Raw genomic sequence first — 22,821 nt, forward strand, 5'->3', positions numbered from 1 at the left:
GGAGCAGCTGCCGATCCGCGTGCGAAAGGCTCAGGCGGTCGGCGCCATCAATGACCGGATCCGCTGCGCCGTTTCCGGGGTGGCGGGATTGTAGACGATCATCCCGAGTTCCGGCCGACCGTCGACCGCAAACGCCGAGAATTCGAGCTCGAGCAGGCCGTGTACCGGGTGGTGAAGCCGCTTCAGGCCGTCCGCGTGCCGGGCAACGTTGTTGTCGCGCCACAACGCGTCGAACTCGGGACTGAGCTGCGACAGTTCCTCGACCAGTTGGCTGATCTCCGCGCCCGCACCTGCACGCGCGGCATCCGCGCGAAACGCGCCGACGACGTAACGGGCAACGTTGAGCCAGTCCTCCTGCGCGGCCTTGATGCTCGCATTGGTGAACATCAGGCGCAGGATGTTGCGCTGGTCGCGCGGCAGCGTCGCATAGTCGGTCAGCAGCGTCGCCGCCGCCGCGTTCCACGCGACCACGTCCCAGGTCGGCGTCTTGACGATCGCCGGGCTGAATTCCAGCGCATCCAGCACCCGCTGCAGCCGCGGCGTGACTTCGTCGGAGGCGCGATAGGTCGCTTCGGGCGGATGGCCGAGACCAAGCACGAAAAGGTGCTCGCGCTCCGGCTCGGTCAGCATCAGGCCGCCGGCGATGCGGTTGAGGACGTCGGCCGACGGAGCGCCGCCGCGGCCCTGCTCGAGCCAGGTGTACCAGGTCGCCGAGATGTTCGCGCGCTGGGCGACTTCCTCGCGGCGCAGGCCGGGCGTCCGCCGTCGTCCACCGCTGAACCCGAACGCTGCTGCGTCCATGCGTGCCCGGCGATCGCGCAGGAACGTGCCGAGCGCATTGTCAGTCTCGATAGACATCGACATCCTGTTGAAGATTATACCATGATAAGGTCACTACTTTTACAGGTGTCGAAGTACGCCCAAGTCTTGCTCCGGACAATATCGGAGAGTTTGGATGCGTGTATTTTTGACGGGTGCGACGGGCTTCATCGGGTCGCGTATCGTGCCGGAACTGCTGAGTGCTGGGCATGAGGTTCTGGGTCTTACCCGGTCCGACGCCGGTGCTCGTTCGCTTGAGGAAGCTGGCGCCGACGTACATCGCGGCGATCTCGTCGATCTCGACAGCCTGCGTAGTGGGGCGGAGCAGGCGGATGCGGTGATCCACACCGCGTTTGATCACGAGTTCACCAACTTCGTCGCGAACTGCGAAAAGGACCGCCGCGTGATTGGCGCGATGGGGGAGGTGCTGAAGGGGAGCGGTCGTCCCCTGATCATCACGTCGGGTACCGGGATCGGCGATACTGGCCCCGGCGAGCCTGCGCTCGAGTCCGCGTTCAACGCCGATTATCACAATCCGCGGATTGCATCCGAAAAGGCGGGGCAGGTGCTGCTGGAAGCCGGCCTGGACGTCCGTGTCATGCGCCTTCCGCAGGTTCACGATACCGTCAAGCAGGGGCTGATCACGCCCTATGTCGATATCGCGCGCGAGAAGGGCGTGGTCGCCTATGTCGGTGACGGCGCCAATCGCTGGCCCGCTGCGCACGTGCTGGACGTCGCGAAACTCTACGCGCTCGTCCTCGACAAGGGCGAGAAGGGGGCGCGGTACAATGCCGTTGCGGAGGAAGGCGTCAGCGCGCGGGCGATCGCCGAGGTTGTTGCGGCCGGACTGGGCCTGCCGACGCTATCGCTGACCCAGGAGCAGGCGAACGATCATTTTGGCTGGTTCGGGATGTTCGCCTCGCTCGACATGCTCGCCTCCAGCGACTGGACGCGCGCGCAACTCGGCTGGAATCCGACCGGTCCGGGGCTGATCGCTGATCTAAAAGCGATGGACTATGCGCCGGGCCTAGTCGCCGCCTGACCGGGCATCCCGCTGGCGGCAGTTTATCGCCTGCCCTCAGCGGGATACGCGTCGTGCAGATGCCGCTTGCATCGGTGCGCGGCTCGGGACCATCCTGCGACATTGTCTACGGGGGTCTCATGCGTCGTCTCATCACTGCGGTACTGCTCGCCTGCGTCGCCACGCCCGTTCTCGCCAGGACGGTGGTTGTCGAAGAAGTATCGCTCGATCGGTTGAGGACGCTGATGAATGACGGCGCCGCGAGCAGCGTCGACATAACCCAGGCCTATCTCGCGCGGATCGCCGCGATGGATCGCAAGGGACCGGCGCTGCATAGCGTCATCGCGGTCAATCCCGATGCGATCGCACAGGCGAGGGCGCTCGATGCCGAACGCAAGGCGGGGCATGTGCGCGGTCCGCTGCACGGCATCCCGATCCTCATAAAGGACAATATCGAGACCGCGGATCCGCTGCCGACGACCGCTGGTAGCCTCGCATTGCGCGACAACATGACGCGCCGGGACGCGCCGATGGTCGCCTATCTGCGGCGTGCGGGCGCGGTCATCCTCGGCAAGACCAACTTGTCGGAATGGGCGAACATCCGCTCGACTCATTCGATGAGCGGCTGGAGCGCGGTCGGCGGGCTGGTTCGCAATCCCTATGCGCTCGACCGGACCGCGTGTGGTTCGTCCTCGGGATCGGGAGCCGCAGTCGCTGCGAGTTTCGCCGCTGCGGCAGTCGGCACGGAGACCGACGGTTCGGTTGTGTGCCCGTCGTCCCTGAACGGTCTGGTCGGTTTCAAGCCTTCGATCGGGTTGGTCAGTCGTACTCACGTCGTGCCGATCAGCCATAGCCAGGATACGCCGGGGCCGATGGCGCGCAGCGTGACCGACGTCGCGATCCTGTTGTCGGGCATGGTCGGTGCGGATCCGGCGGACGGCGTGACGGCGGCCGCGGTAACCAGGGATTATGCCGCCGGGCTCTCGGCCAGCGCGTTGTCCGGCATGCGGGTCGGCGTCGTCCGGCCCGACGGCATGTCCGCGGATCTCGTAGTCCGCTACAATGCGGCGCTCGACGTCCTGCGAGCAGCGGGTGCCGTGCTGGTCGAGGTCAAGACGCCGAAGCTCGACGGACTGGGCGAGGCGGAACTGATGGTCCTGAAAACCGAACTCAAGGCGGACCTGAACACCTATCTTGCGACCACGCCATCGACGGTGCAGACGAAGACGCTGGGCGCCGTGATCGCCTTCAACCGCGCGAACGCCGCGACCGAGATGCCGTTCTTCACGCAGGAATTGTTCGACGATGCGGACAAGACCAAGGGGCTCGACGATCCCGCGTACAAGGCCGCACGCGCGACCTCGCTGCGGCTGGCGGGAGCGCAGGGGATCGACGCGATGCTGCGCGCGGCGGGTGCGCAGATCCTGGTCGAGCCGACCTATGATGCGGCATGGCTGAGCGACCCGGTTTACGGCGATACCTATGCCGGACCCTCCGCCGCGACGTTGCCCGCGGTCGCCGGTTATCCGCACCTGACCGTGCCGATGGGTCTCGTACGCGGATTGCCCGTCGGCCTGTCGTTCATCGCCACGAAGGACGCCGACCAGACCGTGCTGCGCGCCGGATATGCCTATGAACAGCGCGCCAAGCCCCGGTCGGCGCCGCGGTATCTGCCGACCATCGCCGTCGACCGGTGAGGCAGGGGGGGCTCACCCCGCCTTCTGTTTCGTCTCGGGCATCGCGAAGAAATAGAGCATGAAGCCAGCGCCAGCGACGACGGCCAAGGTAAGAAAGCTCACGCTGTAGCCCGCCCAAACGATGATCGCGCCCGCCAACGTCGCGGACAATGCTGCACCCAGGCCCTGCGCGCTCGCCACCGCGCCCTGGCTGACGTTGAAGCGCCCTGTCCCCTTGGTCAGGTCGGCGATCACGACCGGGAACAGCGCGCCGAAGATACCGGCACCGATGCCGTCCAGTGCCTGCACGCCGACCAGCCACCACGGGTTGTCCGACACGGTATACAAGGCGCCCCGCGCCGCGAGGAATCCGAAGGCGACGAGGAACAGCGGCTTTGTGCCCCATTTCTCGGTGTTGCGGCCGACCACGATCGCGACGGGTACCATCACCAGTTGCGCCGCGACGATGCACGCGGCAGTCAGCGACGTCGCCTGATCCTTACCGACGGTCCGCGCGAGCAACTGGCTGACCGACGTCAGCATCGCCGCGTTGGCGAGATGGAACAGGAACGCCGTCCCCGCGAAGATCATCAGCGGCTTGTTCTCGACCAGCGCCTTCCACCCACTCGGCTCCTCGCAATCGTCCTCCGGCTCGCAATCGAGACCGCGCGCGACCGCGTTGTCGATGTCGTCGTTCCTGATCCGCGACGCGGTAACGATGCTCGCAACGGTCAGCGCGCCCATCAGGTAGAAGACGACGACCGGTCCGAACTTCCACGCGAGCACGCCCGCGAGCGCCGCCGACACGGCGTTGCCCGCGTGGTTGAACGCCTCGTTGCGACCGACGCGCTTGGCAAATAGTTTCGGGCCGACCAGCCCCAGCGTGATGGCGGAGATCGCCGGCGCGAACACCGCGCCCGCAACCGCCGCGATCGACTGGGTGACCGCAACCGCGGTAAAGCCACTGACGATCGGCAGCGACACGCTGCTGAGCGTCACGAGCAGCGCGGCGATCATCACGATCCGCGGCTTGTTCCTGCTGCGATCGATCAACCCGCCAGCCGGTGTCTGCGAGATCAGGCCGACGATCCCGGCGATCGTCAGGATCATGCCGACCGTCGCCTCGTTCCAGCCATGCGCAGGGCCCCGCACCGCGACGAGATAGATCGCCAGATAAGGCCCGAGCCCGTCGCGAACGTCGGCAAGGAAGAAGTTCAGCGCGTCGAGCGTCTTCTTCGGCGCGGATTTGCCGTCCGACCCGCCCTTGGCCTTGCCGCTATTGGCGGATGCTGTGTCCGTCGTGGCCATGAGAATTCCCTGAAATATCGGTGTGGTCGAGCCGGGTGCCGCTCGAGAAACCCGCGAGACGTCGGATCGCTAAAGCTGCGGCAACGGGCAAAGTTTCCACGCCGCGGAAATATTGTTTAGCTTGATATTTTCCAGTGATGTCAAAAGCTAAACCGAAACTGAACGGGTCCGTTAAGTCTCAAATCATGAAGCTATTGTCACGGAACGATGAACCCTCAGCCTCGCTATGGGCAGCATCGGCGGATCATCTGCCACACGACTTGAAAGTGCTTTAATGACAGGATGCCTGACCTGGATACACTTTGGCGATCTGCATGTCGACGAGGCCGATGGGTATGAAGGACTGTCCCGGTTTCGCGCGCTGGTTGCGAGCGCCGAGGCGAATCTGGGCGACGCGGTCGACTTCGCGTTGTTACCCGGCGACAATGCCAATCACGGTACCGACGACCAATATGCGCGGATCGCGGACGCGATGAAGGGGCTGTCATTGCCGTGGCACGTTCTGGCGGGCGATCATGATTTCGAACCCGGCGACCTGACCGCGATGTGCGTGATCACGGCGAAGATGGCGCCCTATGCGGAGACGATCGCGGGCTATCGGTGCCTGTTCCTAGATATCGTCTCGGCGGGGAAGGGCGGTCCCGATTTTCGGATAGACCCGGCCCAGCGCGCCTGGATCGAACGCGAATTGAGCACCGCCACGGTGGCTGGCGAGCCGGTGGCGGTGTTCATGCATGCCTATCCCGGCGACCTGCGCGACGATCCAGATGGCATCGCCGGGCTGTTCGCCGCGCACCGCGTCGCGTTCGTCGACACCGGCCACACGCATTACAACGAACTGCTCAATGACGGCCGCGTGATCTACGGCGCGACCCGCTCGACCGGCCAGATCGAGGAGGGCGCACCTGGTTTCTCGATCGTCACGCTCGACGACGGCGTGCCGAGCTGGCGGTTTCAGGCGGTGAATGATCCCTGGCCACTCGTCCAGATCACCAGCCCTGCCGACCGCCGCCTGATCACCGACCCGGCGCGCGCCGACAACGTACCCGGCAGCGCCTTCACGGTCCGCGCGAAGGTGTTCGGTGGCGCAGATGCGGTGTCGCTGCACGTCGATGACGGCCAAGTCATCCCGATGACGCGCATCGACGGCGTGCCTTCGCTCTGGAGCGCCTCGGTCGATGGCATAACCGACGGCCTCCACCGTCTCGCTGTCCGCTGTGACGGAAGCGAGGACCGGATCGAGATTCTCGTCCGCAACTCGGGGCCAAGACCGAAGCGCAATCCTCCAGTAGCGCTCGGCCGCGACGTGAACGCGATCGGCGCCTGGCCCGATCGTGGTATCGACGGCGTGCAACGCGGCCCGAACAAGAACGGACTTGATTGGTGAATACCGCAACGATGACGATAATCCGGCGTATCCGCTCCCGGATGCCCGCGGCATGACGCTCCACACCTACGCGATTTGGGCGATCTGTTTCGTCGCGACCTTCGGCGTGATCACGCGTCCGTTCAAGCTGCCCGAAGCGGTCTGGGCGGTCGCTGGCGCTGCGGTGTTGCTCGTGTTCGGACTGATGTCGCCCGGTGCAGCATGGGCCGCGGTGCTGAAGGGTGGCGACGTCTATCTGTTCCTGATCGGCATGTTGCTGTTGTCCGAAGTCGCCCGCGAACAGGGGCTGTTCGACTGGGTGGCCGAGCACGCCGTCCGCCTCGCAAAGGGATCGACCAGCCGCCTGTTCGCGCTCGTCTTCGGCGTCGGCATCGTCGTCACGACCTTCCTCTCGAACGACGCGACCGCAGTGGTGCTGACCCCCGCCGTCTACGCCGCCGCGAAGAAGGCGAAGGCAGACCCGCTGCCGATGCTGTTCGCTTGCGCGCTGATCGCCAACGCCGCGAGCTTCGTCCTGCCGATTTCAAACCCCGCGAACCTTGTGTTGTACGGTGGCGAAATGCCGTTGCTCGGCGCGTGGATGGCGTCGTTCGCGCTGCCGTCGTTGCTGTCGATCGGCGTGACGTTCCTCGTCCTGCGCTGGGTCGAGCGCGAGCGGCTCACTGGCCAGTGCGAGACCGTCGTCGAGACCGGCAATCTGCCGCGTGGCGGTAAGATCGCGCTCGGCGGGATCGTCGCGACCGCAGTTCTGCTGATCGCCGCGTCGGCGCAGGGGTATGAGTTAGGACTGCCGACCTGCCTTGCCGGTATCGCGACGATGGCCGCGATCTGCATCGGGGAGCGCAAGTCGCCGTTCAGGACGCTCGGTTCGGTATCCTGGGCGGTGTTGCCGCTGGTCGCGGGCCTGTTCGTGCTGGTCGAGGCACTCGCAAGCACCGGCGTTATCACGATGCTGGCGCGCTGGCTGGCGGAGGGGGCGGCGCGGTCGCCGTCGACGACCGCAGGCATCGCGGGTACGATCCTGGCGTTCGGCTCGAACCTGATGAACAACCTGCCGGCTGGATTGATCGCCAGCACCACGCTGCAACAGGCACACGTTCCGCAGATTGTCACCGACGGCCTGCTGATCGGCGTCGATCTCGGCCCGAACCTGTCGATCACCGGCTCGCTCGCCACCATATTGTGGCTGACCGCAATCCGCCGCGAGGGCGAGGATGTCGGCTTCTGGCGGTTCCTCAAGGTGGGCGCGGTGGTGATGCCGCCAGCGCTGTTCGCCGCGCTCGGCGCGCGCATGCTCATCGGCTGAGCGCGCGCCGAGCGGCAGCCAATCAGATGCCGGCAGCAGGCGTCTTCGCGACCGCCCCGCGGTGCATGACGAACTCGACATGTTCCAGCCGCGTGACGTCCTGCAGCGGAGACCCCGCAACGGCGATGATGTCTGCAGTCTTGCCAGGTGCCAGCGTGCCGATGTCGTCGCGCCCGAGCAGGTCTGCGGCGCCCACCGTGGCGGCGGCGATCGCCTGGGTCGGGGTGAGCCCGTTCCTGACCATCAGCGCGAACTCGGTGGCGTTGTCGCCGTGCTTCGACACGCCGGTATCGGTGCCGAACGCGACCTTGACCCCCGCGGCATAGGCGCGGCGGTGGCTGGCTGCCATCGCCGCGGCCGCCGCCTCGGCCTTGACGATCGTCGCCGGCGGCAACGCCCCGCCGCGCGCCTGCGCCAGCGCCGCGACGGGTGCGATCTCGGTCGGCACCAGATAGGCGCCCTTGGTCTTGAACAGCCGGATCGTCTCGTCGTCGAGGAACGTGCCGTGCTCTATCGAGTCCACGCCGGCTTCCAGCGCGGCCTTCGTGCCCTCGGCGGCATGGCTGTGCGCGGCGACCTTGCGGCCGAGCGCATGCGCGGTCTCGATGATCGCGCGCATTTCCTCGGGTGTCATCGCACGGCCGAGGCCACCACTGACGTTCGACAGCACGCCGCCGGTCGCCGCGAACTTGATGACGCGCGCGCCCAGCGCGACCTGCGCCCGCACCGCGCGGCGGCAATCGTCGGGGCCGTCGCACAGGTTCATTTCCTTCGCGTGCACCATGTCCGCGAATTCTTCCGCCAGCCCGTTGCCGCCGTCGCCGTGGCCGCCCGTCACCGAGATCATCTCGCCGGCGTTGGTGATGCTCGGCCCTTCGACGGTGCCGGCATCGATCGCATCGCGCAGTGCCCGGATACCGCGCGGGTCGCCGCCCAGGTCGCGAACCGAGGTGAAGCCTGCCGCCAGCGTCGTGTGCGCATTGGCGACCGCGGTCATCTCGTCGTCGAACCGGTCGCGATTGAGCGCTTCCAGCCGCGCGCGCATCGGATCGCCGCCGATGCCCCAGAGATGGACGTGCATGTCGACCATCCCGGGCAGTACGAACGCGGTACGCAGGTCGATCAGCTTCGCCCCCTGTTCCGGCGCGACGAAGCCATCGCGCAGTTCGACGATCTTCCCGTCGCGGACGATGATCGTGGTGTTGCCGCGCGGCGTCTGGCCGGGCCGGTCGAGCACCGTGCCCGCCTGGATATAGGTCGTGGTCGATGGCTTGCCCTGCGCCAATACCGGTGCCGCGACGATTGCCGTCAGCCCGATCATCCATGCCTTGATCATCACATAGTCCCCCTTTGATACGTGATGCTCGCCGATGCGCGACGCGGCGGCAAGAGGGCATCGATCTATCTTCACGATCGCACCGCCAGACGCTTGGCAGACCCCGCTGGGAGCGACTATACCGCTCGGTACTGAAATACGGACTCGGCGGATGCAACGACACCGTCGGCTCAACAGGAGAGTGGCGATGTCGATACTTATCAACGGGTCAGCGGTTGCGCTGCCCGACGATCCCCGTGTCTCACTGCTCGATCTGTTGCGCGAAGGGCTGCATCTGGCTGGTACCAAGAAGGGGTGTAATCAGGGCGCGTGCGGCGCCTGCACCGTTCTCGTCGATGGCGAGCGGATCGTGTCCTGCCTCGCGCTCGCGGTGCAGTATGACGGGCGCCAGGTAACGACGATCGAAGGCTTGGCCGAGGGCGACGCGCTGCACCCGTTGCAGCAGGCGTTCATCGATCACGATGGCTTCCAGTGCGGCTATTGTACGCCGGGCCAGATCTGTTCGGCGATCGGCATGGCGGCGGAGGCGAAGCGCGGTGTGCCGAGCCATGTCAGCGCCGATCTCACCGCCGACGTGACGCTGACCCGCGAGGAATTGCAGGAGCGGATGAGCGGCAATCTGTGCCGCTGCGGTGCGCATAACGGGATCATCGACGCGATCCGCGAAACCGTGGCAGCGGAGATGGCGGCATGACCCCCTTCACCTATGCACGGGCCGAAGACGCGGCCGACGCGCTCCGGCTCGGGCAGGCGAATGCGATGGCCTATCTCGGCGGCGGCACCAACCTGGTCGACCTGATCCGCGAGACGGTCGCTAGGCCAAGTGCGCTGGTCGACGTAACCGGGCTGTCGACCGAGATCGAGGAGACCGAGAGTGGCGGGCTGATGATCGGCGCGGCGGTCCGCAACACCGCGCTGGCCGAGCATCTGGCGGTGCGGACGCGCTATCCGGTACTGTCGCGCGCGATCCTGGCGGGAGCGTCGGCGCAAATCCGGAACATGGCGACGGTCGGCGGCAATCTGCTCCAGCGAACCCGGTGCACCTATTTCTACGACACCGACGGATCGCGCTGCAACAAGCGTGCGCCGGGGTCGGGCTGCGACGCAATCGAGGGGTTTACGCGAGGACACGCCATCCTCGGTGCGTCGTCGGCGTGCGTCGCGACGCATCCGTCGGACATGTGCGTGGCGCTCGCCGCACTCGATGCGGTCGTGCATCTGCACGGGCGGGGCGGGGCACGCACCTTGCCGTTCACCGATCTTCACCGCCTGCCGGGCGAGCATCCGGAGTTCGATACCGTGCTCGAGCCGGGCGAACTCATCACCGCGATCGAACTGCCGCCGCTGAGTTTCGCGACCAACTCGACCTATCGCAAGGTGCGCGACCGGGCGAGCTACGCCTTCGCGCTGGTCTCGATCGCAGCCGCGCTGGAGATCGAGGACGGCATCATCAAGGACGTGCGGATCGCGCTCGGCGGGGTCGCGCACAGGCCGTGGCGCGCGTCGAAGGCGGAGGCGGTCTTGCGGGGCGGTCCGGCGACCGAGGAGGCGTTCCTCGCCGCTGCCGTCGCCGAGATGGCGGACGCCGTGCCGCTGCGCGACAACGGTTTCAAGATCGCACTGACCAAGCGGACCCTCGTCGCCGTGCTCGGCGACCTTGCCGGAGCAGCAGCATGAGCATCGTCGATACGGTCAAGGAAACCGCGCAAGGCCTGGTCCAGGGCGCGATGAGCAAGCTCGTGCCGCTCGCCCCCGACAGCTGGGTTCCGGGAGGCGTGCCCGATCCGCTGATCCGCCAGCAGCACGGGCTGATTGGTACGTCGGTCTCGCGGCTCGATGGTCCGCTAAAGGTGCGCGGCGCGGCGACCTTTGCGGCCGAGTTTCCGCTGGAGGGCATGGTCTACGCCGCGCTCGCCTATGCGACGATCCCGCGCGGGCGGATCGCGGCGATCGATACGGCGGCCGCCGAGGCTGCGCCGGGCGTCGTGGCGGTGATGACTCACCTGAACGCGCCCCGGATGAACCCGCCGGCGGTGTTCGGCTCTTCGCCCACCGCGGCGGGGCCTGCCGACCTGCCGGTCATGCAGGACGACCGCGTTCACTGGAACGGCCAGCCGATCGCGGTCGTGCTCGCCGAGACGCAGGAGCAGGCCGATCACGCCAAGTCGCTGATCGTCGCGAGCCATGCGGCCGAGCCTTCGACCACATCACTCGCCGCGGCCAAGGCTGAAGGACCCCAGCAGGGCCTGTTCATGGGCCAGCCGTTGCTCAACCAGATCGGCGATGCGGATGCGATGCTGGCAGCGGCGCCGCACAAGGTCGATCACGTCTATCGCACGCCGCGCCATAATCACAACGCGATCGAGCCGCATGCCGCGACGATCGCGTGGGTCGGCGACGAATTGGTCGTCCACGACGCGACGCAGCTCGTCACCGCAGAGGCGCAGACGATCGCCGACGTGTTCGACCTGAAGGCGGCGCAGGTCCGCGTCACCTCGCCATTCGTCGGCGGCGGGTTCGGTGGCAAATGCCTGTGGGATCACCAGATCCTCGGCGCCGCGGCTGCCAAGCTCGCTGGGCGTCCGGTCCGGATCGCACTGTCGCGCGAGGGCGTGTACCGCGTCGTCGGTGGCCGTACGCTGACCGAACAGCGGGTCGCGATCGGTGCGGACGCGGACGGCCGCTTCAAGGCGCTGGTCCACACCGGCATCGCCGCGATGACGCCGCACAACAACATGCCCGAACCGTTCATCCTCGGCACGCGCGGCGGCTACGCGGCGGACAGCTTCAAGCTGTCGGTCGAGACGGTCACGATGAACATGCTCGCCAACACCTTCATGCGCGCGCCCGGCGAGGCGGTCGGCACGTTCGCGCTGGAATCGGCGATCGACGAGCTGGCGGTCGAACTCGACATGGATCCGATCGCGCTGCGCATCCGCAACGAGCCGGACAAGGATCCGACCACGGGCTTGCCATTCTCGTCACGCCACATCGTCGAGGCTTGGCGCAGCGGCGCGGAGCGGTTCGGCTGGAACGACCGGACCGCCGAGCCGGGAACACGTCGCGACGGCGAGTGGCTGATCGGCATGGGCTGCGCGACTGGGACCTATCCTTATTACCGGATGCCGGGCGCCGCCGCACGCATCACGCTGCGCCGTGACGGGCATGCCCTTGTCGAGATCGCCGCGCATGAGATGGGCATGGGGACGTCGACGACGACCGCGATGGTCGCCGCCGATCGCCTCGGACTCCCGCTCGAACGCGTCTCGGTCGGCTATGGCGATTCGATCATCCCCGGCGCGATTCTGGCCGGTGGGTCGCAGCAGACCGCGGCGATCGGCGCTGCGGTGATCGCCGCACACCATGCGCTGGTCGCCGAACTGCTGAAACTCGCGGGCAATGATTCGCCGCTCGCAGGCCTGTCGCTCGACGAGGTCGGCAGCGAGGATGGCGGACTGGCCAAGCTCGACGATCCGTTGCGACGCGAAAGCTATGTCTCGATCCTCGATCGGGCGCAGCGCGAGAGCGTCGTCGTCAGCGAAGAGGCGTCGCAGCCGCTCGAACTGATGCACTGGTCGATGCATTCGCACAGCGCGCTGTTCTGCGAGGTGCGCGTCAACGCGGTCACCGGCGAGACGCGCGTCAGCCGCTTCCTGGGCGCATTCGATTGCGGTCGCATCCTCAACCCCAAGACCGCGCGCAGCCAGTTCCGCGGCGGGATCGTCATGGGCCTTGGCATGGCGCTGATGGAGGAGACGCAGTTCGACGAGCGCAACGGTCGCATCATGAACCCGAGCCTCGCCGAATATCAAGTGCCCGTGCACCTCGACGTCCCCGAGATCGACGTGATCTGGACCGACATCGCCGACCCGCACACGCCGATGGGCGCGCACGGCGTGGGCGAGATCGGCATCACCGGCGTCGCCGCAGCGGTGGCGAACGCGATCTACAACGCCACGGGCAAGCGCGTGCGCGACCTGCCGATCACGCTGGACAAGGTGCTGATCTGATCGGAGAGCGTGACCGGTCGGTTCCGCGCGGCCTTTACATGAGGCGACGGGTTAGCCGGTCAGGCAGGGAATTGCGCGATGGCCTTTCGTTTCTTCTCTACGGTCGGCCTCGGTCTGCTGGCTTTCGCGATGCCCATTGCCATCTCGGCGAAGGGAGCGCCGAGCAAGCGACTCGTTCTGATCGATGACGACGTCGTCGGTCTGAACGGCGCGCCCGCGCTGCTCCTTCAGGCACCGGGCGTCGAGGTGCTGGGGATCACCACGACCAGTGGTTCGGTCTGGCGCGATACCGCCACGGCCTATGCGCTGCGGACCGTCGAGATCCTAGGGCGCACCGACGTACCGGTGGTGCCGGGCGCGACCTATCCGCTGGTGAACAGCGAGGCGGCGACCAAGCGGTGGGAAGGGCTGTACGGTCGGCTCGAGTTCAAGGGGCCGTGGACGGAGCCCGCGTCCGCCGGCTCGGGCCAGTCCACCTCCGGGACGCCGTCGCCTTCGGTCGTGCCCAGCCTGCCGATCGGCGATCCCGTTACCAAGCCGTCCACCGAGATCGCCGCCGCGTTCCTCGTCCGGATGGTCCGCGCGCACCCGCACCAGATCACGCTGTTCGCCACCGGCCCGATGACCAACATCGCGATCGCGCAAAGCCTCGACCCGAGCTTTGCCGCGAACGTGAAGGAACTCGTCTACATGGGCGGCAGCCTCAATCCGCAACAGTCGCTCGACACGCCGGCAGCTGCAGAGTTTGCGCGCGAATTCGTCAACACGCCGCGCCGCGAGTTCAACATCCGCTGGGATCCCGAAGCCGCACGGATCATGGCGCACGGCGCGTGGCCGAAGGTGACGATGGTCCCGATTGATCCGTCGACGGGCACGCAGTGGACGCGCGGCTTCCTCGACAGCCTCAAGCCAGCCCACACGGCGCTCACCGACACACTTCAGACCGGGCTCGAACCGGGGTTTCCGATGTGGGACGAGATTGCGGCGATGGTCTGGCTGGAGCCCGCCATCGTCACACGCGCCGAGACGCTCTACATCGATTTCGACACCAGCCAGACGGCCGGATATGGCGATACCCTGTCGTGGCACGACGCATACCGCCCACATCTCGGCGAACGCGCGCAGACGGTCGTCTTTCGTGTCGACCGCGATAAGATGGAGGCGGCAATGCGCGCGCTCTACACAAGACCTCTGAAGCGTGAACCGTCATCGCGGTAGCGACGTCGACCCGACGAGGACATTCGCCCCCAAGGAGTCCCCCGGACGGAACATACGCAACTATCGACGCCTACGTCAGAAATCCGCGTGCAGTACTCACTCTTGGGACGCCCGCCACCGACGCACGGCTTCCTCATACGCCTGCTTTTGCCCCCTCAGCGCGTTTTCCGCAGCCTCGATGCTGGAGGAGCGAGCCTGCTCCAAAGCGCGACGATCCCGCGCAAGCGCCGCCTCGCGTTCGACGAGATCTTTCTTCTTCCGGTCAAAGTCTGCTTGTAACGACGTCAAAGCGTCCTCAGCCGCATCAAGCTCGTCGCGTTTCGGCCTTGGCTTGGGTTTGGGTTTAGCCTGAGGTTTCGCGGTAGGTTTAGGATCGGCATCCGCATCGGTATCGCGCGACGCGGCAGGCGCCCGCTGTTCGGGCAGTGCCGCAATCTGTTCCGCGGTCGTCCCACGCGAGTGCTTCACGACCGTGCCAGGGGAGGCCAGCGGTTCCGCCATCAACGCCGGATCCGTGACTTGCTCGGCAATGCCCCGCGCGAACAAGTCGCGGTCACTACCCCACGCCGCCAGTGCCGCCTTCTGGCTCGGCGCAGCGACATACGCATCGTAGAAACCCGCTACGGTCCGGTACACCTTCAGCTTTTGGACACGCGCCATGCCGACCGATAGCGCGAGGCGCCGCTCTGCGAAAGTTGCCTGATGCAGGTCACTCGCCGATGCGGCCAATCGGTGCCGGTATCTAACGCTGTAAGAGAATGGTGGACGCACTTGGGCTCGAACCAAGGACCCGCTGATTAAGAGTCAGCTGCTCTACCAACTGAGCTATGCGTCCATTCCGGGGCGGTTTTGAGCGGCGCCCTGGTGTGGCGCCCCGCTGCTGGAGGCGCGCTGTTAGCAGACTCATCGGGACCCGCAACCCCCTTTTCGTCGATCGGAGTCCGTTTTCGTCGATCGCGCCGCTTTTTCGCGAAATAAGTCGGTTTTTCGCCCTACCAGCCGACCGTCTTGCGGTTCTGGCGGTCGATCGACATCAAAATGCCGAGGCACAGCAGCACGGTCATCTGCGCCGAACTGCCGAAGCTCACCAGCGGCAACGGGATGCCGACCACGGGGGCGAGGCCCATCACCATCATCAGGTTGATCGCGACGTAGAAGAAGATCGTCGTCGACAGCCCGGCGGCGGTCAGCCGGCCGAAGCGGGTCTGCGCGCGCTGGCCGACCTCGATCCCCCAGCGGATCACCAGCAGGAAGGCGAGGATCAGCAGGCAGCCGCCGACCAGGCCCCATTCCTCCGCCATCGTCGCGAAGACGAAATCGGTATGGCCTTCGGGAAGGTAGTCGAGGTGGCTCTGCGTGCCCTGGAGGAAGCCCTTGCCCCAGATCCCGCCCGAGCCGATCGCGATCTTCGACTGGCTGATGTGATAGCCGGTGCCGAGCGGGTCGCTCTCGGGGTCGAGGAAGATGAGGATGCGGTTGCGCTGGTAATCGTGCAACGCGAAGTTGATCGCGAGCGGGATCGCCACTGCGGCGGTGATCGCGCCGCCGACGAACAGACGTAGCGGGATCCCCGCGAGGAACATCACCGTCGCGCCGCCCGCGCAGATCATCAACGCGGTGCCGAGATCGGGCTGCTTCATGACGATCGCAGCCGGGACGCCGATCAGTAGCGCCGCGGGCCATACCGCGCTGAACCGTCGCGTCTCGCCAGGCGGAAGCATGTCGTAGAATTTCGCGCAGGCGAGCACGATCGCGGGCTTCATGAACTCGGACGGTTGCAGGCGGATAAAGCCGAGGTCGAGCCAGCGCTGCGACCCGCCCGAGACCTTGCCGAGGATCTCGACCGCGACCAGCGACACGACGATCAGCGCATAGGCCGGCAGCGAGCCCGCCTTCCACGTCCGCTCGGGGACGTAGGACAAGGCGATCGCACCGGCGAGCAGGACGAAGAAGCGGATGCCCTGCGACAGCGCCCAGGGCTTGAGCGAGCCGCCGGCCGCGGAATACAGCACCACCTGGCCGAAACAGCCGATCGCGACCACCAGCAGGAGGACGCGCCACGGCAGCTTTGCGAGCGGTTCGGGGACGATACGGTTCATCGCTGACGCTCGGTACGGTTCACGGCTGGCGGTCCCTTGAATCATCTTCGGCGACCGTAGCGCCCGGTGCCGTCAGCGCTTCCTGCGTGGCGTTGGCCATGTCGGTGGCGTTCTCGACCGCGGGGGCGTCGCTGGGCACGATCGCGTCGGTCTTGGTGGCGATCGCGGCGGGCGGCGCGGACTGCGCCTTGCGGTACGTCTCCGCGGTCGCCGCCATGCGCGTGCGGATGTCGCCGCCCCAGGTCGGTTCGACTTCGGCGAGCGACTTCAGCGCACGCTCGCGGTCGAGCATGTAGGTCATGATGTCGCGGCCGATCATCGGCGTGTCGAGATTGCGCACGGTATGACCGTTATGCTCGAGCACGACTGCGAGTGCGTACCGCGGATTATCGGCGGGCGCGAAACCGATGAAGAGCGCATGATCGCGCATCTTGAACGGCAGCTGCCCGTTCTTGAGCACGCCGGAGCGTCGCTCCGCCATCGTAATGCGGCGGACCTGCGCGGTGCCGGTCTTGCCCGCGATCGCGACGCCGGGGATCAGCAGTTTCGCCGCACCGCCGGTGCCGCCCTGGTTGATCACGCCGAACATCGCGTCGCGAACACGCGCGAGATGCTCCGAATCGATCGCGAGGGCAGGGGAGTCGCGGTGGACTTGGGCGGCCAGGATGCTCGGCTGCAACGCGCGCCCCGAGGCGAGCCGCGCCGCCATCACCGCGAGCTGCAACGGGTTGGCGAGCACATACCCCTGGCCGATCGACGCGTTCAGCGAGTCCGCGACGGTCCAGTCGTGCTTGTATTTCTTCAGCTTCCACGCCGGATCGGGCACTGTGCCATAACGCTGCGTCGAGAAGGGCAGGTCGAACTTCTGGCCCATCCCCAGCGTCCGCGCGATCGGCGCGATCGCGTTGTAGCCGACCCGCCGCGCCATTTCGTAGAAATAGATGTCGCAGCTCTGCATGATCGCGTTCTTAAGATCGAGCGGACCGTGGCCGCTTTTCTTGTGGCAATGGAACACGCTGGTCCCGAGCCGCATCGCGCCCGAACAATTGACGCGGGTCAGCGGATCGACGCCGGCGTTCATCAGCGCGAGGCCGTTCATCGGCTTGACGGTCGAGCCCGGCGGGTACAGCCCCTGCGTGACCTTGTTCATCAGCGGCACGTGATCGTCGTCGCTCAGCATCTGCCATTCGAGATGGCTGATCCCATCCGAAAAGCTGTTCGGATCATAGGCCGGCATCGACACCATCGCCAGCATCTCGCCGGTACGGGTGTCGAGCACGACGACCGACCCGGAGTTGGTGCCGAGCCGCCGTGCCGCGTATTCCTGCAGCCCGACGTCGATCGTCAGCCGCGCTGTCTTGCCGGGGACGTCGGGCTTGGTGGCGAGTTCGGCGACGAGCTTGCCGCGCGCGGTGACCTCGACGCGCTTGGCACCGGCGACGCCGCGGAGCTCGGCCTCGAGCATCTTCTCGAGCCCGTCCTTGCCAAGCTTGAAGCCGGGCGTGACGAGCAGCGGATCGTGCGTCTTCTTGTATTGTTCGGCGTTGGGCACGCCGACATAGCCGGTCAGGTGCGCAACCGCGGCGCCCGCCGGATAGCTGCGCGCGAACCCGCGGGTGGGCGCGACGCCCGGCAGTTCGGGCAGTCGGACGCTGACCGCCGCGAACCGCTCCCAATCGAGATTCTCCGCGACCTGGACCGGCTGGAACCCGGCGGCGTGTTCGAGATCGATCGCGATCCGCTCGACTTCCTCAGGCGGTAGCTGGAGGATGCGGCCGAGCAGCGGCAGCACGCGCTCCTTGTCGCGGAGGCGATCGGGGATGATGTCGACGCGGAAATCGGTGCGGTTGTTGGCAATCGGCACGCCGTGGCGGTCGACGATCCAGCCCCGGCGCGGCGGCAACAGCGTCATGTTGACGCGGTTGCTCTCCGACATTTGCGTGTAGCGTTCGTTCTGCGCGATCGACAGCCACGCCATCCGCCCGGCGAGCAGCAGCCCCACGCCGCCTTGCGCCGCGCCCAGCATCCACGCGCGCCGCGAGAAGCTGTACGCCTGCGACATCTCGGTAACGATGCGCGGTGTATTCCTCACTCGGCACCGCGCTTGTTCTGGATCGCCGCGACGATGCGGGCTGCCAGCGGGAACATCAGGATCGTGACCGCGATCTGCGCGATCAGGATTGTGTCGACATGCGCGCCGACCGGCACCGCGATGAAGCGCCCGACCAGGATGCACGCGGCAATCAGCCCGCCGGCGATCAGCCAGTCCTGCCAATAGTCGCGGAAGGCCAAGCGTTGTTCGATCATGTCGATCGCGACGAACGCGAGCGACCACATCAGCACGGCGCTGCCAAGCGGCTGGCCACTGACGAGGTCGTCGAAGAAACCAAGCGGCGCGGCGGCCCAGGGCTTGAACGCGAACCGCGCGAGCAGCCGCCATGCGAGCAGCATGACGAACCCGAACGGCGGCAGCAGCGGGATCGTCGCGACCACCGGGATGATCGTGATCAGCGATCCCGCCATGACGGTCGCCCAAGGGATCGCACGCGACCGGCCTGCCGGGATCTTGGTCTCGAACGGCTTGTAGTCGACGCTATCGACGACGCGAGCGCGACTCATTGCTCGGTCACCGGGCGAGGGGGCGGGACCGGCATGAACATCCGCTCGACCAGCGCGAAGTCGAGCGCGTCGGGATCGGCGAACGCGCGCGCCATCACCGAGTCCGAGCCCGCCTTGGTGACGCGCGCAACAGGCACGCCGGGCGCGTAGATCCCGCCGGTGCCGGTCGTCACGAACAGGTCGCCCGCGTTGAAGCGCACGTTGGTGGCGTTGACCGAGCGGATGTCGATCATCCCGTCGCCGCGCCCCGCCGCGATCGCCGGCATCCCGTCGCGCGTGCGGCGGACGGGCACGATGCTGTCCCCGTCGCTCAGCAGCAGCACGCGCGCCGCGTTGGGGCCGGTCTCGACCACGCGCCCGATCAGCCCGTCGGGGCCGCGCACCGGCATGCCGGGGAGCACGCCGTTCCAGCGCCCCGCGTTGAGCAACGCATAGCGCCGCCCGCTCGACGCGCTCGAACTCACCAGCCGCGCGGTCACGACCGGCACAGTCGAGCGTTCGCGGATCGCGAGCAGGCTGCGCAGCCGGCGATTGTCATACGCGATCGTCCGCGCGCGCATCAGCAGCGCCCGCGTCCGCTCGCGATCGGCGCGCAACGCGACGTTCTCCTGCTTCACGAAGAAGTAATTGCCGATCGCATCGGGAATCCCCGAGATCGACGATCCAACAGTGGCGAGTCCCGTCGACACCGGCGTCGTCACGCCCGCCACGCCCATCCGCAGTGCGGAAAACGCCGGCGGATTGAACGTCGACGCGACAAGCAGCACCAGGCCCACCACCGCACCGGCGACGGCGAGCACATAGCCCATGAACACACCATATTGCCGACGCCGGGAAAACCCCGTGCGCCGGTCGCGGGCTGGCGCCATGCGCCTGTCCCCCTGTCTCGGGCGCCGCCAAAGCGCAGGGGGACCTACCCCCGCGACTCGGACGACGCGATTTCGTGTCCGCGTGTCTTAAAGCAAAAACAAACCCTTAGCCGCTCATCAGCACGCCGCGGAACAACGGATCCTCGAGCGCGCGACCGGTGCCGAGCGCGACGCAGGTCAGCGGATCCTCCGCAACCGTCACCGGCAGGCCGGTCTCGTCGCGCAACACTTCGTCCAGACCCTGGAGCAGCGCGCCGCCGCCGGTGAGCACGATGCCCTGGTCGACGATATCCGCGGCCAACTCAGGCGCGGTGTTCTCGAGCGCGACGCGGACGCCCTCGACGATCGTGGCGACCGGCTCGCTGAGCGCTTCGGCGATCTGACCCTGGTTGATCTGGATCTCCTTGGGCACGCCGTTGACGAGATCGCGACCCTTGATCTGGATGATCATGCCGATGCCGTCGACCGGCGGCTTGGCGATGCCGACCTCCTTCTTGATTCGCTCCGCGGTCGCTTCGCCGATCAGCAAGTTATGGTTGCGGCGGACGTACGAGACGATCGCCTCGTCCATCTTGTCGCCGCCGACGCGCACCGAGGTGGTGTAGGCGAGACCACGCAGCGACAGCACCGCGACTTCGGTCGTGCCGCCGCCGATATCGACGACCATCGAACCGATCGGCTCGGTCACCGGCATGTCCGCGCCGATCGCCGCCGCCATCGGCTCCTCGATCAGCCAGACCTGCGACGCGCCGGCGTTCGACGCGGCATCGCGGATCGCGCGGCGCTCCACTTTGGTAGAGCCCGACGGCACGCAGATCACGATCTCGGGCCAGCGCGCGAACTTGCGCGGGCCGTGGACCTTCTGGATGAAATACTTGATCATCTGCTCGGCGACATCGATGTCCGCGATCACGCCGTCGCGAAGCGGACGGATCGCCTCGATGTTGCCCGGCGTCTTGCCCATCATCATCTTGGCGTCGTCGCCGACCGCCTTGACGCGCTTGATGCCGTTGATCGTCTCGACCGCGACCACCGACGGCTCGTTCAGGACGATGCCGCGGCCACGGACGTAGACGACGGTGTTCGCGGTGCCGAGGTCGATCGCCATGTCGTGCGACATGAACTTGAAGAAACGCGAGTAGAAGGCCATTCAATCAGGGTCCCGTAATCCTTGGCCGCCGGACGGGCAGCCCATCGCACAAAAATCTCGCGTGGCCCGCCGGTGTTTAACTCACCGGGTGCTTGCGTTTGCGGGTCGCGGGATGCCGTCGCTTGGTCTAGACGCAAACCCATGTCAATACGGCGTCTCCCCGAGCATCTGGTCAATCGCATCGCCGCCGGTGAAGTGGTGGAAAGACCCGCCAGCGCGTTGAAGGAGTTAGTCGAAAACGCCATCGACGCAGGGGCAGGACGCATCGCGATTCTCCTCGTGGAAGGCGGGACTTCGCGGATCGAAGTCGCGGATGACGGCTGCGGCATGACCCCCGCGGACATGGCCTTGGCACTCGAACGCCACGCGACCTCCAAGCTGCCCGACGAGTTTATCGAATCGGTCGTGACGCTCGGTTTTCGCGGCGAGGCGTTGCCCTCGATCGCGAGCGTCGCAAGGCTGACGATCGAAAGCCGGATTCGCGGCGCCGAAGGCTGGGCACGTACCGTCGACAATGGCCGGGTGGAGCGCGAAGGCCCCGCCGCACTCCCGCCCGGCACGCGCGTCGTGGTCGAGGACCTGTTCGCCCGCGTCCCCGCCCGCCGCAAGTTCCTCCGCTCCCCCCGCGCCGAATACGCCGCCTGCCTCGACGTCGTCCGCCGGCTCGCGATGGCACGGCCCGACATCGGCTTCACCCTGGAGCATGACGGCCGCCGCGCGCTGTCGGCGATGCAGGTCGAGGACCGGCCGGGCAGGGTGGCGACGCTCACCGACCGCGCGCTCGCCGACAATTCGGTCGCGATCGATCTCGAACGCGACGGCGTGGTATTAGGCGGCGTCGCAAGCCTGCCGACCTACAATCGCGGCATCGCCGACCACCAGTATCTCTTCGTCAACGGCCGCCCGGTAAAGGACCGCCTCCTGATGGGCGCGATCCGCGGCGCCTATGCCGAGATGCTCCCGCGCGACCGCCACGCCGTCGTCGCGCTGTTCCTCGACATCCCGACCGACCAGGTCGACGTCAACGTCCACCCCGCCAAGACCGAAGTCCGCTTCCGCGACCCCGCGATGGTCCGCGGCTTGATCGTCTCCGGCCTCCGTCGCGCCCTCGATGCCGCCGGCCACAGAAGCCAACGCGCCAGCGAGTCCGCCCTCTCGATGTGGCAACCGGAAAACATCTCCTCTCCCCTCAGGGGAGAGGAAGGGGCCCGTCCGCAAAGCGAATGGGAAGGTGAGGGCACGCCCCAAAGGCTCCCGCTGGAAAATCGAAGCTACAGCACCGTAAACGAAGCCCGCCCCACCTTCTTCGCCGCACCCCCGCAGGCAAGAGCCGAACCGGCCTGGTCACTCCCGCCCCAAACCGCCGCCTTCCCAATGGGCGTAGCCAGAGGCCAGGTCGCAAAAACCTACATAGTCGCCGAAGCCGAAGACGGCCTCGTCCTAGTCGACCAGCACGCCGCCCACGAACGCCTCGTCCTCGAACGCATGCGCGCAGCCCTGATCGGCGGCACCATAGCGAGCCAGGCCCTCCTGATCCCCGAAGTCGTGGAACTCGACGAATCCGCCTGCGACCGCCTCGAGTCCCGTGCCGAAGAACTCTCCGAATTCGGCCTAGACCTCGAACGCTTCGGCCCCCACGCCATGCTGGTCCGCGCCACACCCGCACTCCTCGGCCAAAGCGATGCCAAAGGCCTCGTCACCGACCTCGCCGACGAACTCGCCGCCTTCGATGAAGCGCTCTCGCTAAAAGAGCGCCTAGACGCAGTAGCCGGCACGATGGCCTGCCACGGCTCCGTCCGCGCCGGCCGCATCTTGTCGGTCCCCGAAATGAACGCGCTCCTCCGCGAAATGGAAGTCACCCCCCACTCAGGCCAATGCAATCACGGCCGCCCCACCTGGGTGAAGCTCGCGCACGGCGATATTGAGAAGCTGTTCGGGCGGAAGTGAGGACCTTTCGAAGAGCCGTAAGATTATTAATCATCCCGAGAGCCAAAGCATATCTA

The 22,821-nt window shown here is 66.7% G+C and carries 18 protein-coding genes and 1 tRNA gene; 9 read left to right on the forward strand and 10 right to left on the reverse strand.

Annotation, left to right across the window (positions count from 1 at the left end; translation table 11 throughout):
• Positions 1–30: 30 nt before the first annotated feature.
• Positions 31–858, reverse strand: a complete 828-nt coding sequence (locus C8J25_RS08050; protein WP_107954023.1) for a helix-turn-helix transcriptional regulator — start codon at positions 856–858, stop codon at positions 31–33.
• A 97-nt stretch (positions 859–955) separates the two neighbouring features.
• On the opposite strand from C8J25_RS08050, the gene C8J25_RS08055 reads away from it, so the two are divergent.
• Together C8J25_RS08055 and C8J25_RS08060 are read left to right on the forward strand one after the other, a co-directional pair.
• The gene (locus C8J25_RS08055) at positions 956–1,861 is read left to right on the forward strand and encodes an SDR family oxidoreductase (protein WP_107953913.1); all 906 of its coding nucleotides are present in this window, start codon (positions 956–958) and stop codon (positions 1,859–1,861) included.
• Positions 1,862–1,980: 119 nt separating this feature from the next.
• Positions 1,981–3,537 carry an amidase gene (locus C8J25_RS08060; protein ID WP_107953916.1) on the forward strand — a complete coding sequence of 519 codons (1,557 nt, stop codon included), beginning with the start codon at positions 1,981–1,983 and terminating at the stop codon, positions 3,535–3,537.
• 12 nt (positions 3,538–3,549) lie between these two features.
• Here the strand turns inward: C8J25_RS08060 and C8J25_RS08065 are convergent, their stop codons facing one another.
• The gene (locus C8J25_RS08065; RefSeq protein WP_107953918.1) at positions 3,550–4,824 is read right to left on the reverse strand and encodes an MFS transporter; all 1,275 of its coding nucleotides are present in this window, start codon (positions 4,822–4,824) and stop codon (positions 3,550–3,552) included.
• 274 nt (positions 4,825–5,098) lie between these two features.
• Here C8J25_RS08065 and C8J25_RS08070 point away from each other — a divergent pair, with 274 nt between their 5' ends.
• Both C8J25_RS08070 and C8J25_RS08075 read left to right on the forward strand, forming a co-directional pair.
• Positions 5,099–6,211, forward strand: coding sequence for a metallophosphoesterase family protein (locus C8J25_RS08070; protein WP_107953921.1), 1,113 nt, complete (start codon positions 5,099–5,101; stop codon positions 6,209–6,211).
• 52 nt (positions 6,212–6,263) lie between these two features.
• Entirely contained in the window at positions 6,264–7,517 is a 1,254-nt protein-coding gene (locus C8J25_RS08075) for an arsenic transporter (RefSeq protein WP_107954024.1), read from the forward strand.
• Between the two features lie 22 nt (positions 7,518–7,539).
• Here C8J25_RS08075 and C8J25_RS08080 read toward each other — a convergent pair whose 3' ends face one another.
• Positions 7,540–8,853 carry a metal-dependent hydrolase family protein gene (locus C8J25_RS08080; protein WP_244186890.1) on the reverse strand — a complete coding sequence of 438 codons (1,314 nt, stop codon included), beginning with the start codon at positions 8,851–8,853 and terminating at the stop codon, positions 7,540–7,542.
• A gap of 187 nt (positions 8,854–9,040) precedes the next feature.
• On the opposite strand from C8J25_RS08080, the gene C8J25_RS08085 reads away from it, so the two are divergent.
• The 4 genes from C8J25_RS08085 to C8J25_RS08100 all read left to right on the forward strand — a co-directional run bounded on the left by C8J25_RS08085 (position 9,041) and on the right by C8J25_RS08100 (position 14,081).
• The gene (locus C8J25_RS08085) at positions 9,041–9,547 is read left to right on the forward strand and encodes a 2Fe-2S iron-sulfur cluster-binding protein (RefSeq protein ID WP_107953923.1); all 507 of its coding nucleotides are present in this window, start codon (positions 9,041–9,043) and stop codon (positions 9,545–9,547) included.
• On the forward strand, positions 9,544–10,530 hold the full coding sequence (locus C8J25_RS08090) for an FAD binding domain-containing protein (protein WP_107953925.1): 987 nt from the start codon (positions 9,544–9,546) through the stop codon (positions 10,528–10,530). The genes C8J25_RS08085 and C8J25_RS08090 overlap by 4 nt, the downstream gene beginning before the upstream one ends.
• Positions 10,527–12,863, forward strand: a complete 2,337-nt coding sequence (locus C8J25_RS08095) for a xanthine dehydrogenase family protein molybdopterin-binding subunit (protein ID WP_107953927.1) — start codon at positions 10,527–10,529, stop codon at positions 12,861–12,863. The genes C8J25_RS08090 and C8J25_RS08095 overlap by 4 nt, the downstream gene beginning before the upstream one ends.
• 78 nt (positions 12,864–12,941) lie before the next feature.
• On the forward strand, positions 12,942–14,081 hold the full coding sequence (locus C8J25_RS08100) for a nucleoside hydrolase (RefSeq protein WP_107953929.1): 1,140 nt from the start codon (positions 12,942–12,944) through the stop codon (positions 14,079–14,081).
• Positions 14,082–14,177: 96 nt separating this feature from the next.
• On the opposite strand, the gene C8J25_RS08105 is transcribed toward C8J25_RS08100, so the two are convergent.
• The 7 genes from C8J25_RS08105 to C8J25_RS08135 all read right to left on the reverse strand — a co-directional run bounded on the left by C8J25_RS08105 (position 14,178) and on the right by C8J25_RS08135 (position 20,818).
• Positions 14,178–14,741 (reverse strand): hypothetical protein, encoded by a 564-nt coding sequence (locus C8J25_RS08105; RefSeq protein WP_107953931.1) that lies wholly within the window; start codon positions 14,739–14,741, stop codon positions 14,178–14,180.
• Positions 14,742–14,840: 99 nt separating this feature from the next.
• Positions 14,841–14,916 (reverse strand) — tRNA-Lys (locus C8J25_RS08110).
• A gap of 157 nt (positions 14,917–15,073) precedes the next feature.
• On the reverse strand, positions 15,074–16,180 hold the full coding sequence (gene rodA / locus C8J25_RS08115; RefSeq protein ID WP_107953933.1) for a rod shape-determining protein RodA: 1,107 nt from the start codon (positions 16,178–16,180) through the stop codon (positions 15,074–15,076).
• A 19-nt stretch (positions 16,181–16,199) separates the two neighbouring features.
• Entirely contained in the window at positions 16,200–18,242 is a 2,043-nt protein-coding gene (mrdA, locus tag C8J25_RS08120) for a penicillin-binding protein 2 (RefSeq protein ID WP_208622555.1), read from the reverse strand.
• A 26-nt stretch (positions 18,243–18,268) separates the two neighbouring features.
• Positions 18,269–18,799: a rod shape-determining protein MreD gene (mreD, locus tag C8J25_RS08125; protein WP_082440961.1), complete on the reverse strand. Its 531-nt coding sequence runs from the start codon at positions 18,797–18,799 to the stop codon at positions 18,269–18,271.
• The gene (locus C8J25_RS08130; RefSeq protein ID WP_107953937.1) at positions 18,796–19,668 is read right to left on the reverse strand and encodes a rod shape-determining protein MreC; all 873 of its coding nucleotides are present in this window, start codon (positions 19,666–19,668) and stop codon (positions 18,796–18,798) included. The genes mreD and C8J25_RS08130 overlap by 4 nt, the downstream gene beginning before the upstream one ends.
• Positions 19,669–19,774: 106 nt before the next feature.
• On the reverse strand, positions 19,775–20,818 hold the full coding sequence (locus tag C8J25_RS08135; protein ID WP_055878614.1) for a rod shape-determining protein: 1,044 nt from the start codon (positions 20,816–20,818) through the stop codon (positions 19,775–19,777).
• 141 nt (positions 20,819–20,959) lie between these two features.
• On the opposite strand from C8J25_RS08135, the gene mutL reads away from it, so the two are divergent.
• Complete coding sequence (mutL, locus tag C8J25_RS08140) at positions 20,960–22,765, forward strand: DNA mismatch repair endonuclease MutL (RefSeq protein WP_107953939.1); 1,806 nt, start codon at positions 20,960–20,962, stop codon at positions 22,763–22,765.
• The last annotated feature ends 56 nt before the right edge of the window (positions 22,766–22,821 follow it).

The sequence above is a fragment of the Sphingomonas faeni genome, from assembly GCF_003053745.1.
Classification (GTDB): Bacteria; Pseudomonadota; Alphaproteobacteria; order Sphingomonadales; family Sphingomonadaceae; genus Sphingomonas; species Sphingomonas faeni.

Excerpts from the sequence above, each read along its gene's own strand:
- mreD (WP_082440961.1), bottom strand. The coding sequence starts at position 18,799 with ATGAGTCGCGCTCGCGTCGTCGATAGCGTCGACTACAAGCCGTTCGAG.
- C8J25_RS08130 (WP_107953937.1), bottom strand. The coding sequence starts at position 19,668 with ATGGCGCCAGCCCGCGACCGGCGCACGGGGTTTTCCCGGCGTCGGCAA.
- C8J25_RS08105 (WP_107953931.1), bottom strand. The coding sequence starts at position 14,741 with ATGGCGCGTGTCCAAAAGCTGAAGGTGTACCGGACCGTAGCGGGTTTC.
- C8J25_RS08135 (WP_055878614.1), bottom strand. The coding sequence starts at position 20,818 with ATGGCCTTCTACTCGCGTTTCTTCAAGTTCATGTCGCACGACATGGCG.
- C8J25_RS08060 (WP_107953916.1), top strand. The coding sequence starts at position 1,981 with ATGCGTCGTCTCATCACTGCGGTACTGCTCGCCTGCGTCGCCACGCCC.
- C8J25_RS08090 (WP_107953925.1), top strand. The coding sequence starts at position 9,544 with ATGACCCCCTTCACCTATGCACGGGCCGAAGACGCGGCCGACGCGCTC.
- C8J25_RS08070 (WP_107953921.1), top strand. The coding sequence starts at position 5,099 with ATGACAGGATGCCTGACCTGGATACACTTTGGCGATCTGCATGTCGAC.
- C8J25_RS08095 (WP_107953927.1), top strand. The coding sequence starts at position 10,527 with ATGAGCATCGTCGATACGGTCAAGGAAACCGCGCAAGGCCTGGTCCAG.
- C8J25_RS08050 (WP_107954023.1), bottom strand. The coding sequence starts at position 858 with ATGTCTATCGAGACTGACAATGCGCTCGGCACGTTCCTGCGCGATCGC.
- mutL (WP_107953939.1), top strand. The coding sequence starts at position 20,960 with ATGTCAATACGGCGTCTCCCCGAGCATCTGGTCAATCGCATCGCCGCC.
- C8J25_RS08055 (WP_107953913.1), top strand. The coding sequence starts at position 956 with ATGCGTGTATTTTTGACGGGTGCGACGGGCTTCATCGGGTCGCGTATC.
- mrdA (WP_208622555.1), bottom strand. The coding sequence starts at position 18,242 with ATGTCGCAGGCGTACAGCTTCTCGCGGCGCGCGTGGATGCTGGGCGCG.
- C8J25_RS08085 (WP_107953923.1), top strand. The coding sequence starts at position 9,041 with ATGTCGATACTTATCAACGGGTCAGCGGTTGCGCTGCCCGACGATCCC.
- C8J25_RS08065 (WP_107953918.1), bottom strand. The coding sequence starts at position 4,824 with ATGGCCACGACGGACACAGCATCCGCCAATAGCGGCAAGGCCAAGGGC.
- C8J25_RS08075 (WP_107954024.1), top strand. The coding sequence starts at position 6,264 with ATGACGCTCCACACCTACGCGATTTGGGCGATCTGTTTCGTCGCGACC.
- C8J25_RS08080 (WP_244186890.1), bottom strand. The coding sequence starts at position 8,853 with ATGATCAAGGCATGGATGATCGGGCTGACGGCAATCGTCGCGGCACCG.
- rodA (WP_107953933.1), bottom strand. The coding sequence starts at position 16,180 with ATGAACCGTATCGTCCCCGAACCGCTCGCAAAGCTGCCGTGGCGCGTC.
- C8J25_RS08100 (WP_107953929.1), top strand. The coding sequence starts at position 12,942 with ATGGCCTTTCGTTTCTTCTCTACGGTCGGCCTCGGTCTGCTGGCTTTC.